The organism is Maribacter aquivivus, from assembly GCF_900142175.1.
GTDB lineage: Bacteria > Bacteroidota > Bacteroidia > Flavobacteriales > Flavobacteriaceae > Maribacter > Maribacter aquivivus.
The window spans coordinates 2,017,672-2,033,138 of the sequence record NZ_FQZX01000001.1; the positions used below are offsets into that span (position 1 = coordinate 2,017,672).

Annotated in this window: 13 protein-coding genes; 2 read left to right on the forward strand and 11 right to left on the reverse strand. The window is 35.5% G+C overall.

Annotation, left to right across the window (positions count from 1 at the left end):
- Window positions 1-4 precede the first annotated feature (4 nt).
- On the forward strand, window positions 5-1,567 hold the full coding sequence (locus tag BUC31_RS08455) for a hypothetical protein (RefSeq protein WP_073243016.1): 1,563 nt from the start codon (window positions 5-7) through the stop codon (window positions 1,565-1,567).
- 270 nt (window positions 1,568-1,837) lie between these two features.
- Window positions 1,838-2,782, forward strand: a complete 945-nt coding sequence (locus tag BUC31_RS08460; RefSeq protein WP_073243018.1) for a family 16 glycosylhydrolase — start codon at window positions 1,838-1,840, stop codon at window positions 2,780-2,782.
- A gap of 64 nt (window positions 2,783-2,846) precedes the next feature.
- On the opposite strand, the gene BUC31_RS08465 is transcribed toward BUC31_RS08460, so the two are convergent.
- The 11 genes from BUC31_RS08465 to BUC31_RS08515 all read right to left on the reverse strand — a co-directional run bounded on the left by BUC31_RS08465 (window position 2,847) and on the right by BUC31_RS08515 (window position 15,369).
- Complete coding sequence (locus BUC31_RS08465) at window positions 2,847-3,860, reverse strand: L-rhamnose/proton symporter RhaT (protein WP_073243020.1); 1,014 nt, start codon at window positions 3,858-3,860, stop codon at window positions 2,847-2,849.
- A 32-nt stretch (window positions 3,861-3,892) separates the two neighbouring features.
- Complete coding sequence (locus BUC31_RS08470) at window positions 3,893-4,936, reverse strand: aldose epimerase family protein (RefSeq protein ID WP_073243022.1); 1,044 nt, start codon at window positions 4,934-4,936, stop codon at window positions 3,893-3,895.
- Between the two features lie 9 nt (window positions 4,937-4,945).
- Window positions 4,946-6,037 carry a mandelate racemase/muconate lactonizing enzyme family protein gene (locus BUC31_RS08475; RefSeq protein ID WP_073243023.1) on the reverse strand — a complete coding sequence of 364 codons (1,092 nt, stop codon included), beginning with the start codon at window positions 6,035-6,037 and terminating at the stop codon, window positions 4,946-4,948.
- Between the two features lie 42 nt (window positions 6,038-6,079).
- Window positions 6,080-7,534 carry an aldehyde dehydrogenase gene (gene aldA / locus BUC31_RS08480; RefSeq protein ID WP_073243025.1) on the reverse strand — a complete coding sequence of 485 codons (1,455 nt, stop codon included), beginning with the start codon at window positions 7,532-7,534 and terminating at the stop codon, window positions 6,080-6,082.
- Window positions 7,535-7,545: 11 nt separating this feature from the next.
- On the reverse strand, window positions 7,546-8,949 hold the full coding sequence (locus BUC31_RS08485) for a sulfatase (protein WP_073243027.1): 1,404 nt from the start codon (window positions 8,947-8,949) through the stop codon (window positions 7,546-7,548).
- 23 nt (window positions 8,950-8,972) lie between these two features.
- Complete coding sequence (locus BUC31_RS08490) at window positions 8,973-9,737, reverse strand: SDR family NAD(P)-dependent oxidoreductase (RefSeq protein ID WP_170861951.1); 765 nt, start codon at window positions 9,735-9,737, stop codon at window positions 8,973-8,975.
- A gap of 18 nt (window positions 9,738-9,755) precedes the next feature.
- On the reverse strand, window positions 9,756-10,772 hold the full coding sequence (locus tag BUC31_RS08495; protein ID WP_073243031.1) for a zinc-dependent alcohol dehydrogenase: 1,017 nt from the start codon (window positions 10,770-10,772) through the stop codon (window positions 9,756-9,758).
- Window positions 10,773-10,967: 195 nt separating this feature from the next.
- The gene (locus BUC31_RS08500; RefSeq protein WP_073243033.1) at window positions 10,968-11,759 is read right to left on the reverse strand and encodes an IclR family transcriptional regulator; all 792 of its coding nucleotides are present in this window, start codon (window positions 11,757-11,759) and stop codon (window positions 10,968-10,970) included.
- A gap of 107 nt (window positions 11,760-11,866) precedes the next feature.
- Window positions 11,867-13,093, reverse strand: a complete 1,227-nt coding sequence (locus tag BUC31_RS08505) for a glycoside hydrolase family 117 protein (RefSeq protein WP_073243035.1) — start codon at window positions 13,091-13,093, stop codon at window positions 11,867-11,869.
- Between the two features lie 110 nt (window positions 13,094-13,203).
- Complete coding sequence (gene galK, locus BUC31_RS08510; RefSeq protein ID WP_073243037.1) at window positions 13,204-14,352, reverse strand: galactokinase; 1,149 nt, start codon at window positions 14,350-14,352, stop codon at window positions 13,204-13,206.
- Window positions 14,353-15,369, reverse strand: a complete 1,017-nt coding sequence (locus tag BUC31_RS08515) for a UDP-glucose--hexose-1-phosphate uridylyltransferase (RefSeq protein WP_073243039.1) — start codon at window positions 15,367-15,369, stop codon at window positions 14,353-14,355.
- Between the last annotated feature and the right edge of the window lie 98 nt (window positions 15,370-15,467).

The following is a 15,467-nucleotide window of genomic DNA, read 5'->3' on the forward strand; positions in this document are numbered from 1 at the left end:
AGATATGAAAACAAAATTTAAAATATTAACAGCGTTTGTAGCGGTTCTATCAGGTCTGTATTCTTGTGAAGATATTTACGATGATATAGAGCTAAATGAAGCTAATAGTAGAATTATTGCTACATCTCAAATGAATTTTACCAATACAATAAGAATTGGTAATAGCATTACTTTAGGAGATTTATCTTCTGGAGTAGCGTCACGATTATGGACTTTACCTACTGGTGTCGCAGATATTGTTGGGTCTGATAATGACGAAACATCCACAGAGCAAAATGTTAAGGCAATTTTTAATGTTGAAGGTGAGCACGATGTGTTTTTAACCCAGGTGTTTAAAGGCGAAGCGTATGATTTGGCAGGAAATATAATTGGCAAAGAAATAGATACCACTATTGTTGTTACAGTACTTCCTCAAATAAAAACCGTCCTTAAAGCATTCAAATTAAACGAGGATGGATCACAGGGAGATGAATTAAGTCTTACAAGTGGAGCAAATAATGAAGTTACTGCAGGTAAGGCGGTTCGTTTTATAGTAGACGAATCAACTCAAGGTAGTCCTGATAGTTTTGTGTGGACTGCAGAAGGCGGTACAAGAGTTAGCCTATCTGAAGACAAGAGAATTTACGATGTGCGTTATAAAAAAACGGGTTCCTTTGGCTTAGAGCTTATATCTTCATTGGCAAGACCAGTTGGGGAAGAAATCATCACGCTAACAAGTTTAATTAATGTAATACCTTCTACTGAGCCAGTTCAGTTGGATGGAATAGAGGCAGTAGGGACTAGTATATTCTTGAATTTTAGTAGAGATATGGATGAAACTACAGGTGTTCCTTCAGATTTTGTTGTATCGATCGATAATGGTGGAATATCTAATCCAGCAATCACTTCGATTACGGTAAATCCTGATACGGCAAACTTTGTAGAGTTAAAGTTAGATATACCTCAGTTTTATTCTGATGATATGATTAGTCTTTCTTACACAAAAGGAAGTTTGTCAACTTTAGATGGGGTTATAGCTGATTCATTTACGGATGAAGAAGCAGTACTAATCGAACAAAATCTTTTAATTGGAACTAGCTATGATTATAGTATGGAGACTGGCGGTGCTGATTGGAAAGATGTTGGATGGGGTGGCGTTTGGGGTCAGTTTACAGCAGTGGTTAACGACGCAAGAGCTAAAACGGGTACAATGGCTGCTCAAGCTGCAATAGAAGCAAACGGTGGTATGATATACGCTTATAAACCAGAGGCTATTGATAATGCTAAGTTTACTTTTGAGGCAGGTAAAAATTATAAACTAGGAGCTTGGGTTTATATAACAACTCCGGTGACAGGTACAGCAGATCTTAGATTTTATGTAGTTCCTCCTTTTAAAGAAGTTTTTATAGCAGAACTTAATGCATCAACACCTCTAGACAAATGGGTTTACATTAGTTCTGATGAATTTAACTTCTTAAGTGATACAACCAGTGAAATCTTAATTAGAGGTAATAATCAAAATAATGGTGCAGAGTTACTATTTACTATTGATGATATTACAATTACTGAAGTTGTAAATAAACCTTAACTGTGCTTAATGAAAGGTAAATAAGGAAAAGTTGTTGAGTTAGTAATTTGTTAGAAAAGGGGGGAAGCATAGCACTGTTTTCCCTCTTTTAATTTTTATCAAATAGCAACAGTTGAGTCTCATATTCATGCTGTAAAAATTATAACGACATTTTACGTAACGAAGATTATTATGTTTCAATTTAATTAAATGCAAGATGATATTGAATATGCCTTAAATAGCATGATGAATTTTTAAAAATCTTAAATAATTATTTACAAAATTAAAAATATGAAGAAAGCCCTTGTCTTAATAGTATTATTTGAAAGCTTGTTTCTAGGTAGTTGTTCTAGTCAAAATATTGATTCTATAAAAGAGGAACCCATTTCGAAGGAAATTATAGATGAAGAAATCGTTGATAAAGAAGAAGGTGAGAATGATGTATCCTTTTTGCCTGGTCCGAAGGTGGAAGGTACGGTATGGACTATTCAACCTGATGTTTCCAGTGAGTTTAATTACGAAAACGGGAAATCTTCAACTGATTTTTTGAACAATTGGAACGATAGTTTTTTCAACGGATGGACTGGACCAGGAATAACTAGATATACCCCTGAACAATCTTCTATAGATGCTGGTGAGCTTGTTTTTAAAGCTAATATTGTTGATGGTAAAATATTGACTGGTTGCATTACTTCTAAAGCAAAAACAACATATCCCATGTATATGGAGGTTAGAGTAAAGCTCAGTGAGTCTGTGCTATCATCTGCCGTATGGATGCTAAGTGATGATTCTACGGAAGAGATTGATAATTTAGAGGCATTCGGAGCAAAAAGTAACGACTATTTTTCAAGGCGATTACATTTGAGTCATCATGTTTTTATTCGAGAACCATTTCAAGATTATCAACCAACTGGTCAGGAAACTTGGTATGCTGATGGTAATGGAACAATATGGTCAGAAGATTATCATAACTACGGTGTTCTTTGGGAAGATCCTTGGAGTTTGTCGTATTATGTAGATGGTGAATTAGTTCGCACAACTCCAGTTGACGAAATAGATCCTGAAAACTATACTAGCGGTAATGGTTTAACAAAACCAATGCATCTAATTATTAGTGCTGCTGCCCAATCTTGGAGAACAACTCAAGGCATAGATTTTTTAAATGACCCAACGGTCACAAATGAGGAAAACACAATGATGCATGTAGATTGGATACGGGTGTATAAACCAGAATAAATAAAAAACAGAAGCCAGATCTTAAGATCTGGCTTCTGTTTTTTATACCTTACTTTTTAGTAGTCTAAGAAAGACTATTGCTATAGGCAACAATGATAATCCCTATAACCATAAAGCTTAAGCCCATGTACAAGAACTTACGAGCCTTTGGTGAAGCGTTGACCCATTCTTTAGTAATAATACCACTTATTATAGCCGTTACTACACAAGCTGTATTAAATATGGCGTACCCTACCGTATTACCTGATGCACCCAATTTGTATGCTGCAAAAGCAAATAGGGCAGACGCAGCATAATGAAAGAATGCCATAACTAATATTAGTATAAAGTTTTTGCCGAATGCAGGTGTTTTAAAATCTCCCCATGCCTTTTTAGTGCTTAATTGCCAAAGAAAATAAGCGGTCATTACTATACCGCCACTAATAAAAATTGGAAACATTACAGCCACGGCGGTGATCCATTCTGCATTCCCGGCAGCTTGGCTAGCTTCGTGTAGATAAGGTCTACCGGCTGCATTTGCATAACTAAAGCCAGTTGCAAGTAGGCCGCCAATAACTGCGATTAAAATACCTGTTGCCATCGAGCCTTTTTGTTCGCTGTTCTCATCATTTGCCTTTTCAACTTTTTCACGAATAAAACCAGCTTTACCGTTCGCAAAAATTCCTATTAATACAACGAACAATCCTAGTAGAATGGTTGTTAATTTGTTTGTAGGTGGTAAGCCATCTTCAATAAATGGTAATACCGATCCCACTAAAATAATAGTACCTATAAAAAGTGAAAAACCTAATGATAGACCAATATGGTTTATCGCCTTACTCCACATCATAACCCCAACGCCCCAAAGAAAACTGGTAAGCCCCATTTTAATCCAAATATCTGTTGGCATATTGCCGAAAATATCTGCAAAGCCATTGATTAAGGTAACCGATGCTATAATGGGTACAACGAACATGGTTAATAAAAAGAATAAACTCCAGGTATTTTCGTACTTAAAATCTTTCGTAAATTTTTCGGGTAGGGCATAAAGCCCCAACATTAGTCCGGCAAAAATAGCCAGTAAAACTCCTTCTGTCATAATTGGTTGTTTTGTGAGTTGATTAGTTGATGTTAAAATGAAAATTTAAACACGGTCTCGCTTTTAAAATTTTCACCTGCTTTTGTAATCGATTTGGGTGAACCTTCAATGTTTGGACCGTTAGGGTATCTATGTGTTTCACAGCAAAATCCTTTGTATTTTCCGTATTGAATTCCATTTTCCCTTTTTAAATCATCTGAGGTGTATTTACCAGTATACAACAGCATACACGGTTCTGTAGAAAAGACATCTAAACGTATTTGTTCTTTTTCACTAGAAATAGAAGCAACTTGATTTAAATCTGCTTTTTCATTATCGAAAACATAAAAATGTTCAAACCCGTCATTTATGGCTTCATGAACATCTCCAATTCGTTTTGAAACTCTTAAATCGTCAGCCTGATTTTCAATATTGACGATTTTTCCAGTAGCAGCTCCAGTATCATCAAGCTCCAAACGTTTATTGGTATGTACTTGAGCCTTATGGTTTTCTATAGTTTCAGAAAATCCCTCTAAATTAAAATAGGTATGGTTTGTAATGGATAGGGGAGTATCTGCATCGGTCGTTGCATTATAGTCCATTTTTAACTCATTATCATCTGTCAAAGTAAAAGACACATTTACCTGTACATTACCAGGAAATCCCTCTTCCATATCTTTACTTAATAAAGACATTTTAATGGTTGACTGATCATTGTCTTCAAAAGTGGTATCCCATATTCTTTTGTCAAAACCAACAACGCCACCATGTAAATTATTTGGTCCACAATTACTTGCCAAATCATATGTTTTACCATTTAGGCTGAATTTAGCATCTTTAATTTGAGAACAATACCTGCCCACTGTTGAACCAAAATAAGGTGAATTTGCTTTATAGTCATCAGAAAAATAACCTTCTATCGTATCAAAACCACAAGCAATTTCTTTCAATTTTCCATTGGAATCAGGAATCTGTATCGATGTAATAGTAGCACCGTAGTTAGTAATTTTTACCACCATACCGTTGGCGTTTTTCAAGGTATATAAATCTACTTTTTCTCCTGCTAAATTTCCGAAATCATTTTTTATGGGTTTCATACGTTTTTTTTACTGTTGATAAGGGGCTAATTTCTTCCAATCGAATACTACTCCTGTTCCTGGCTCATCAGAAGCTACAGCTCTGCAATTTTCAACAACTAAAGGTCTTGTAGTATACTGATCAATGGGGAAACTGTGTACTTCTAACCATCCAGAATTAGGTTGGGCAGAAACTAAACTAACATGTAATTCTTGCATACCGTGAGAGCAAGCAGGTATACCGTGCTTGTCTGCTAAACGGGCAGCTTTAAGCCAACCGGTTACACCACCACAGTTAGAGGCATCTGGTTGTATAAAGGATAGTTTAGCTTGGTCAAAAGCATATTCAAATTCATGAATGGTATGTAAATTTTCTCCCATAGCTAAAGGGAATCCTGTTTTTTCTACTATTTCAGCAAAGCCTTTATAATCATCTGGTATTATGGGTTCTTCAAACCAAGTGATGTCATATTTTTTAAATCCTTCAATTGCTTTAATTGCTTTTTCTATGGACATAGAATAATTGGCATCTACCATAAAGGTTACATCTGGGCCAATAAATTCCCTAACCGCTTTAATACGTTCTAAATCTTCTTCTAAATTTTCTCTTCCTATTTTGATTTTCACGGCATTGAATCCGTTATCTAAATAGGTTTTCATATTGTTTAAAAGCTTTTCTATAGGGAATTGTAAATCTATACCGCCACAATATGCTTTACAGGTATTGCCCTCACCACCTGCCATTTTCCATAAAGGTTGTCCGGCTTTTTTGCATTTTATATCCCATAAGGCAATATCGATGGTTGATATCGCAAATGATGCTATACCACCACGACCTACATAATGTATATGCCACTCCATAAAATCGTAAATACCATCTATATCTGTACCGTCTTTACCCACCAGAACGTTGGCAAAATCATGATCAATCATGGCTTTTATTGAAAAACCTCCTTTTCCGCCTGTATAAGTATACCCGGTACCTTCACTACCGTCTTCTAAAGTTATGGTAGTGGTTACTAATTCGAAATGTGTGTGATCTCCATGTTTTGCATCGTTCATTACTTCAGGTAAAGGGACTTTAAAAAGTTTGGCGATTACGCTCTTAATTTTTGTACTCATCTTAATTAAATAAAAGGTGCTATTAATTACACTTATTACTACTTATGCTTTATGTCTAATATAAAAGGTTTTCTTTTCCATGTATTGTTCAAAACCATACTTGCCATCTTCACCACCAGAACCAGATAATTTGTAACCATTATGGAAACCTTGATGTTGTTCTCCATGACCACGGTTTACATATATTTCGCCGTATTCCAATTCATCATTACATTTCATGATGGTGTTCATGTCATTGGTAAAAACCATAGCGGCTAATCCATATTCACAGTCATTTGCATAGCCAATTACTTCATCAAAAGTTTTAAATTTTAAAACGGGTAAAATTGGACCAAAAGATTCTTCATGAACAATAGTCATATCTTGGGTTACATTGGTTAAAACAGTAGGTTCAAACCAAAATCCTTTTTCAAATTCAGCACCTGTAGGTCTTTTTCCTCCGGTAGCAACAGTTGCTCCTTCTTCAATACTGACAGCTACTAAATGCTCCATATGCTTTAATTCTGATGCATTTACTTTGGGACCCATATCCGTATCTTCTAGCATTGGATCCCCAACTTTTAATGCCTTGGTTTTAGCAATGAATTTTTCCATAAACGTATCATAAATACCTTCGTGTAAATACATTCTTTCGTTACAGGTACATACCTGACCACAATTGTCAAAACGAGAATGCAAGGCGGCATCTACTGCGGCATCAATATCTGCATCTTCAAATACAATAAATGGGGCTTTACCACCTAATTCTAATTGAACGTGTGTTAGGTTTTGAGCTGCATTTCTTGCTATTTGCTGACCAACAGGTGTAGAACCTGTCATAGTCACCATTTTGCAAATAGGACTTTCAACTAATGCATTACCCATTGCTCTACCCGGACCAGTTAAAATATTGATTACCCCTGCAGGAATACCTACTTTGTTTGCTAAATTTCCAAGTTCTAAAGTTGCCAAGGGTGTTTCAGAAGTAGGCTTAATTACAATAGAATTACCTGCAACTAGTGCCGGTCCTAATTTACGACCCGCCAACGCCAACGGAAAATTCCATGCTGTAATGGCAACAACGACACCACGAGGAACTTTTTGAATCCAAATTTGTTCGTTCGGATTGTCTGAAGGAATAATATCCCCCTCTATTCTACGTGCACCTTCACAAGCATACCTAATGAATGATGCAGTAACAGCAACTTCAAAACGAGCAACCTTTAAAAGTTTACCTTGTTCTTTGGTCAATAATTCAGCTAAATATTCTGTATTTGCATCAATCTCATCGGCTAACTTATATAATAAATCTGCTCTGGTTCTGGCAGGTAGTTTTTTCCATTCTTTTTGAGCTTTATCGGCAAACTTTAATGTTTCTATGGCTTCTTCGGCAGTACCGTTTTGTACACGTGCTACAATTTCTCCATTAGAAGGACTAATAATATCAATTGTTTCACCTGAAGTTGATGTTCTCCATTCTCCGTTTATAAAAAGCTTGTATTCCTTAATTGATGACATAGTATATTGTATTATTTTTTTGTATTCGTTTTTCTGTAAGCATCCATTCTATCGGCTGCTTTTCCTTCAAATTCTCGTCTTAATTGCCAAAGTGGTCTTTCTAGTGCAAGCTCCCAAGTGAATAATTTCTTGTAGAGTTCTTTTACTTTTTCAGGATGTTGTGCAGCTAAATCATTGGTTTCAGATTCATCTTCGTTAATATTGTACAATTCGGCCGGGCGATCAGGAAAACGTATTAGTTTCCAATCTTGATTTCTAATGGCGCCTCTGTTTTCTTTTTTCCAGTATAGAAACTCATGAGGTGCTGCTGTTTTTTCACCTTTTAAATAGGGTAGAAGGTTTACGCCGTCTAATCCTTCAATTTCAGAACTATTTCCGCCTGCCGCGGATAAAAAGGTTGGGAATAAGTCTAAGGTGCTAATTGGGTAATTGTAGGTCTTGTTATTATTAAATTTGTTAGCCCAAGACATGAGAAAGGGTACTCTAATACCACCTTCTAAATGATTTGCTTTTGTACCGCTTAACGGACTATTATCAGATTCATTAGCGTCTGAAGGTCCACCGTTATCATTGGTATAAACAATTAAAGTATTATCTGTTAACCCTTGTTTTTTAAGTTCTTTTAATACCTTTCCGATTGCTCTATCCATGGCTAAGGTCATTGCTGCCAATGTTTTTCTTTTTCCTTTGAGATTTGGAAATTCAGCTAAATCTTCAGCTGTGGCTTCCATGGGTGTATGTACTGCATTGAAAGACAGGTAGATGAAAAACGGATTTTCTTTATTTCTATCAATAAAAGAAATTGCTTCGTTGGCTAGTTCATCAGTGAGATAGCCTTTGTGTTCTGAGAAATTACCAAAGCCTTGTTCTAATTTGTCTTCGTTTCTAGTGAGCAGATTGTTTTTATCAAAAGGCAAATAACTACGGGCGCCGCCTCTAAACCCGTAAAATTCATCAAATCCACGTTTAGTTGGGTGAAAACGGTCCGCATTGCCTAGGTGCCATTTTCCAAAAAGTGCAGTTTTATATCCTTGTTTTCTTAAATGATCAGCTATTGTTGTTTGATCTAATGGTAATCCCATATCATCATCTGCCAAACAAGATATACTCATGTACCCAGGTACATTATTCTCTTCAAAGCCAAACCTTTGTTGGTATTTTCCGGTTAACATTCCTGCTCTTGATGGTCCGCAAACTGCAGCACTTACATAGGCTTGCGTAAATTTTATACTTTTATTCGCAAGCTTGTCTAATTTTGGGGTTTTAAATTCTTTACTTCCTTGAAACCCAAAATCAGCATAACCAGCATCATCGGATAGTATAAAAACAATATTTGGTTGCTGTTGGGCAATTAAAAAACTCACCTTAAAAAAGCCTAACAGTAGAAATATTAATATTACGCGCCAATGATGCATTGTATACTTTTTTTGAATTTATATTATCTTCCCATCCAACCCCCGTCAACAAGGGTAATAGATCCATGCATGTAGTCTGATGCTTTTGAGCATAGGAATACAATTGGACCAGCAAAATCTTTAGGCTCACCCCATCTACCTGCCGGTATTCGAGATAAAATAGAAGTTGCTCTATCTGGATCATTACGTAATGCTTCAGTATTATCAGTAGCAATATATCCTGGAGCAATACCATTGACATTTACCCCTTTTCCAGCCCATTCGTTAGCAAAAGCCATAATCATTTGACCAATTGCACCTTTACTAGCCGCATAACCAGGAACAGTTATTCCTCCTTGGTATGTTAATAATGATGCAGTAAATACTATTTTTCCAGAACCACGTGCAATCATGTCTTTTCCAATCTCACGGGTTAGAATAAATTGTGCGTTCTGGTTTACTTCTATAACTTTATCCCACATATCATCTGGGTGTTCTGCTGCCGGTGTTCTTAGAATAGTACCCGCATTGTTTACCAGAATATCTATTATAGCATGGTTAGCTTTCACCTTCTCTATAAATTTGTAAAGCGCTTTTCTATCTGAAAAATCACATTGGTATGCAGTGAATTTTCTGCCAAGTGCAGTGACTTCTTTTTCTACAGCACTACCTGTTGCTTCTAAAGATGCCGATACACCTATAATATCTGCACCGGCTTCTGCTAATGCCAAAGCCATACCTTTTCCAATTCCTCTTTTACAGCCAGTTACAATGGCTACTTTACCTTTTAAACTGAAACTATCTAATATGCTCATTTCTATTTTATTTTATAATTGACAATCCATTAAGACTTTTAGTCCGTCTGGATTATTATCTATGTTTTCAAAAACTTGTTGAATGTTTGTTAATGGCTGAACATCTGTAATCATTTGTTCAAAAGGCAGTTCATTTTCTGTAATCAGATTAATGGCTTTTTCATAATCTTCTTTTTCGTAAACCCGTGCGCCAATTAGGCTTAACTCTTTCCAGAAAAACTTGAATAAATCAACCGGTTTTTTCTCACCGTGAATTGCTACCATTAATATTCTCCCTCTAATGCCTGCTACTTCGCACATTACATCTAGTGCAGGTTGTACGCCAGCTACTTCAAAAACAACATCTGCACGGCGATTCTCGGTTTTGCTTTTTACGTATTCTACTAAGTCTAATTCAATAGGGTTAACTGCGTCAAAGCCTAATTCTTTTGCCTTTGCAATACGTTTTGGGTTTACTTCTGAGATAATTACTTGAGCACCTACTTCTTTAGCCACCATTGCAACTAATAAGCCAATTGGTCCGCCCCCTAAAACAATCGCTGTTTCACCTTTTACCAAACCACTTCTACGTACATCATGTGTAGCTACTGATAATGGTTCTATTAAAGCGGCTAGTTTTAAATCTGTTTCTGGTTTCAATTTATGAAGAACAAATGCTGGAACATTCCAATATTGTTGCATGGACCCAGGACTGTCAATTCCTATAAATTTCAACTCTTCACAAATGTGGTTAAAACCTTTGTCAGAAGCTTTTACTTTTCTGTCATCTAATGGGCGAACAACTACTTTTTCTCCCACAACATAGCCTTCAACACCTTCGCCAATGGCATCAATGGTACCAGACATTTCATGCCCAATGGTTTGTGGCATAGCCACACGCTTGTCCATCATACCATGATAGATGTGAACATCGGTGCCACAAACACCTGAATAAGCTACTTTAATTCGGACTTCACCTGTTTTGGGTTGATCAATTTCTTTGTCTATAACAGTGAAGGTTTTATTGCCTTCGTAAATGGTTGCTTTCATTTTATATTAGTTTCAAATAGTAAACTAGTTTCATATTTGAAATAAATATACAATTATTTATAAAACAAAGCACTTTTTACTAATGATATACTGAAGTTTAATTGTTAAATATTGGAAAAGGAGATATTTAGATATAAAAAAAGCCCTTAAAAAGAGCTTGGTTTATTTGAGAAATCATATTTATTAGTAAAAAAACTATTGTGAGATATAGCCTAATTTTATTGAGATGTCAAGCGCATATTGTGCTATGATTTTTCCTTTGGCATCGAATTCTTCATGAGGTAGTCTACCATGGGGTGCTGTGATCCAAAGCGCTGCCACCGGATACCCTGATTCATTAAAAATAGGTGCTCCTATACAATGAATACCTTGTATGTCTTCGCCGTTATCAATCGCAAATCCATTTTTTTTAACCTCTTTAAGGGTGTTTCTAAAATCTTTTTTAGAAGTAATGGTGTTTTTTGTGAATTTAGTAAGAGTAATTTTTTTTAAAATTTCATCAGACTCTTCTTTTGGTAAATATGATAGTATGCATTTACCACCTACAGAGCTATGTAAACTGAATTGGGTACCCTGTTCTACAAATAATTTTACTGGATAAGAAGAAGATACTTGTTCTAAAATAGTGCCTTTATCTCCTAATAAAATACCCAACATAACAGATTCTTTCAATTCATCTCTTAAGGCACGCATAACATCAATAGACATTTCTACGATGCTTTGCTCTGTCATGGAAGATATGCCTAAAGAAAGCATTTTTCTAGATAGTGTTATCTTTTTGGTAGTTTCGTTTTTTTGTAAGTAGTTCTTGAAAATTAACGTGCTAACGACCCTAAATGCCGAAGTTTTTGTTAAAGATAAAGTTTCGGTAATTTCAGCTAAAGTGAGTCCGCTTTTTTTTGTAGCCAATAACTCAATAACCAATAGACCTCTTTCAAGATTTGGTACATTATACTCTGATTTTAAATTTGGCTTAGTCTTGTTCATTAAAAAAACATTGTACCGTAAAATTACTATTATTTAACTTACCAACATGTGGATAAAAAAAGAGGAGCACTTTCTAATGCTCCTCTTTCTACTAATATGAAGTCTATTTATTTTGCTTTTTCTCCTTTTGCGGCATGCGTAGTTTTTCTTTCAGATGTAAAGCTCATAATGCTTTGGTAATCGCCATTATTATAAATATGTGAAAGACCCCAACGTAAAATTTCGGTTGGCTCTTTTTCATTGTCAGCTGATCTATCTAAGCCTATAGCGTGTGCAGAAACTCCAGGAATTACAGACATTATCTCAAAATTAATACCATCTGGAGACCATTGAATTGTGTTTTTTTCAGGACCATCAGTAGTAATTAAAGCTGCAATACCATCATTATAAGGCCATACACAAATTTCGTGTCCGCTATTACTAATTGGGTTGTAAGGTGATTTTACATAAGGACCCAATGGGTTATCTGCAATGGCAACTCCGTGACGAATTTGTCTACCACCAAAAGTGATTTTTTCCCCCATTTGTTCTCCTTTGTAATACAAATAGAATTTACCTTTGTAAGGTATTATGCATGGGTCATGTACTTTATGACTATCAAAGTCTCCTTTTTTCTCGACTAGAAATCTGTTTTGTTCTTCTCCTTTCCAAACACCATTGTCTGCCGGACTTAGTATTGGTTCTTCGCTTTTGGTCCATGGTCCGTTTGGAGAATTAGACCAAGCCAATCCTACTTGATTTTTGACTCTAACATTATACGGGGATTTTACTGTTTGGTAGCATAAATAATATTTGTCTTCAAATTTCATGATTTCTACTGTAAACACGGAGCGATCATCATAAGTTCCCTTTTCGCCTCTTGCTACCGCTAACCCTTCTTCTTTCCAGGTTTCACCATCTTCAGAAGTTGCATACCAAATATCGCAGCGATCCCATGGGAAAACTTTTTCATTTTCAATGTCACCACCAAAACCTTGAGATGGTCCCACACTTTTGCTATACCAAACGTAATATTTGCCATTTTCTTTAATAACGGCACTAGGGTCTCTACGTACAACGCCTTCTTCGTAAGCAAGGTCACCCTTTAAAGGTTTAAGATCAGAAAATTGAATAAACCATTCATTTCCTAAATCTTGAGGCCATTGTAACGCCCTCTTTGAAGCTGCACTTAATGAGTCTCGGTTGGTAATACCTAATTCATCTATCAGCTCATCTGTAATGACTATTTTTTGTTCTACCGTCGCTGTTTCTTTTTCGGTTTTTATAGTTTCGGAACATGCCGTAAAGATGAACAAACACATTATTGATAATAATCTTATGATATTTTTTTTCATTTTTATTTGTTGTTTGGTATTAAAATAATTGGTTTACAAATTAAAGTTAAGTGTGTTGAAAATTTATCATATTGAGCTAAATTTCCTTTTAATTGATTGATTAGTCCATGTTAATATAAATTGTTGGTATTGATACTAGTACCTTCACTAGGCATTGCTTCGAAAGCGGTCAATTTAATATTGAATTTATTATAATATGCATTGGTGGCTTCTTCAATAAAATGGTCTACCGCATCTTCATGTATTAGATTTATGGTGCAACCACCAAAACCACCACCCATCATTCTAGATCCAATTACATTATCATAACATTTAGAGAAATCTACTAAATAATTAAGTTCTGGGCAGCTTACATCATAAAGGTGTTGTAGACCGTGGTGCGTCTCAAACATTAATTTTCCTAATTGGTGAAGGGATGATTCTTTTAAGGCTTTAACTGATTTTAAAACGCGTTCTTTTTCTTCAATGATATAGGTACAGCGATTAAAAACATCTTCAGAAAGTTCATTTTTAAATTCAGATAAAATGGTTATAGAAACATCACGTAAAGAGCTTACGGTATTATATTTTTCTCGAATAATAGCTACTGCTTCTTCGCACTGACTGCGACGAACATTATACTCGCTAGAAGCTAAATTGTGTGAAACATTGGTATTCAATAAAAGAATTCTATAAGGAGCGATGGTTATGGGAACGTATTCATAATCAAGAGATTTACAATCTAACAAGATTACATGTCCTAATTTGCTCATTACTGAGCTGAATTGATCCATGATACCACATTTTGTACCCACGTAATTATGTTCTGCACGTTGAGATAATGCTACGATTTCTTGTTTTGTGAGTTTCAATTCGAAGAGTTCGTTGAGTCCGTATGCAATTCCACATTCTAAAGCGGCCGAAGAGCTAATGCCAGATCCTACCGGTATGTCACTATCTAAAATACAATCGAAACCTTTCAGCTTATTGGTCAACTGCTGTAGTTCGTATATAACACCCAGTACATAGTTTTCCCATTGGTTTTCGCTTACGCTAATATTATCAAGTTCAAAAGTTAGATTTGCATTAAAATTGCGGCTATGAATATTGCACGTAGTAGCACTATTATTTTTATTGAATTTGAGTTGAATTTTTTTATCAATAGCTGTAGGTAGTACAAAGCCATTATTGTAATCAGTGTGCTCGCCAATAATATTTATTCTACCGGGAGAGTCGATAATTAAATCCCATTTTTTTGAGTTAAATTCTATTTCTTTCATTTATAGGGATTTTAGTTTTTCTGCAGCCATTTCTGGTGTAATATCACGCTGTGCCATGGCAAACATTTCATAACCTACCATAAATTTTTTTACAGTTGCAGATCGTAATAATGGTGGGTAAAAACTCATATGCCAATGCCATTCTTCGTAATTATCACCATTGGTTGGCGCTTGGTGTATGCCTGACGAATAAGGAAAAGAACAGTTAAACAATGCGTCGTATTTTTGAGTCAATGTTTTTAATTGTTGGGCAAAGTCTTCTCTTTCAGTGGCATTTAAACTTGCTATATTAGCCATTTGCCTTTTTGGAATAATCATAGCTTCATAAGGCCAAACTGCCCAAAAGGGTACAAGTGTAACAAAGCTTTTATTTTCTGATATAATACGAGTACCAATACTTAGTTCTTGATCAATGTATTTACTTAGTAAGCTGGTACTTTCTTTTTTATAGAAGTTTTTTTGTGTTGTCGTCTTTTTTTCAATTTCTGTGGGTATTGAATGTTGCGCCCAAATTTGACCGTGGGGGTGGGGGTTACTACAACCCATGATCGCCCCTTTATTTTCGAAAATCTGTACGTAATTAATATGCTTTAAATTGCCCAGTTCAGTAAATTCGTTTTGCCATGTCTCTACTACTTTAATAATATCATTAACCTCCATATCAGGAATTGTTAAAGAATGGTTGGGCGAGAAGCAAATAACCTTGCAAATACCACTCTCACCTTCAGCGTGTAGTAAGCCATCAGTATAATTGAACAATGGCGTATCGTTTAGAAGAGCACCGAAATCATTTTTAAAAACTAATGTGTTCTTGTAATTGGGGTTAGGTTCACCATTCATTCGGGCATTAGTAGGGCATAGAAAACATTCAGAATCGTAATTGATTTTTTCCCTTTTTTCAGAAGATTCTATTTTGCCTTGCCATGGTCTTTTGGTTCTATGTGGTGATACCAAGATCCACTCACCAGTAAGTATATTAAGTCTTCTATGTGGAGCGTTCTCTAATTCAGATTTCATTTATGAGCTAAAAGTTTTGAGGTTTTAAATAATTATGAAGCCTCTGATTTTTTATTCTTTTTCTTGAAACCTAATGTACAGGTATTGCGTTGGAAACG

Excerpts from the sequence above, each read along its gene's own strand:
- BUC31_RS08455 (WP_073243016.1), top strand. The coding sequence starts at position 5 with ATGAAAACAAAATTTAAAATATTAACAGCGTTTGTAGCGGTTCTATCA.
- BUC31_RS08460 (WP_073243018.1), top strand. The coding sequence starts at position 1,838 with ATGAAGAAAGCCCTTGTCTTAATAGTATTATTTGAAAGCTTGTTTCTA.
- BUC31_RS08465 (WP_073243020.1), bottom strand. The coding sequence starts at position 3,860 with ATGACAGAAGGAGTTTTACTGGCTATTTTTGCCGGACTAATGTTGGGG.
- BUC31_RS08470 (WP_073243022.1), bottom strand. The coding sequence starts at position 4,936 with ATGAAACCCATAAAAAATGATTTCGGAAATTTAGCAGGAGAAAAAGTA.
- BUC31_RS08475 (WP_073243023.1), bottom strand. The coding sequence starts at position 6,037 with ATGAGTACAAAAATTAAGAGCGTAATCGCCAAACTTTTTAAAGTCCCT.
- aldA (WP_073243025.1), bottom strand. The coding sequence starts at position 7,534 with ATGTCATCAATTAAGGAATACAAGCTTTTTATAAACGGAGAATGGAGA.
- BUC31_RS08485 (WP_073243027.1), bottom strand. The coding sequence starts at position 8,949 with ATGCATCATTGGCGCGTAATATTAATATTTCTACTGTTAGGCTTTTTT.
- BUC31_RS08495 (WP_073243031.1), bottom strand. The coding sequence starts at position 10,772 with ATGAAAGCAACCATTTACGAAGGCAATAAAACCTTCACTGTTATAGAC.
- BUC31_RS08500 (WP_073243033.1), bottom strand. The coding sequence starts at position 11,759 with ATGAACAAGACTAAGCCAAATTTAAAATCAGAGTATAATGTACCAAAT.
- BUC31_RS08505 (WP_073243035.1), bottom strand. The coding sequence starts at position 13,093 with ATGAAAAAAAATATCATAAGATTATTATCAATAATGTGTTTGTTCATC.
- galK (WP_073243037.1), bottom strand. The coding sequence starts at position 14,352 with ATGAAAGAAATAGAATTTAACTCAAAAAAATGGGATTTAATTATCGAC.
- BUC31_RS08515 (WP_073243039.1), bottom strand. The coding sequence starts at position 15,369 with ATGAAATCTGAATTAGAGAACGCTCCACATAGAAGACTTAATATACTT.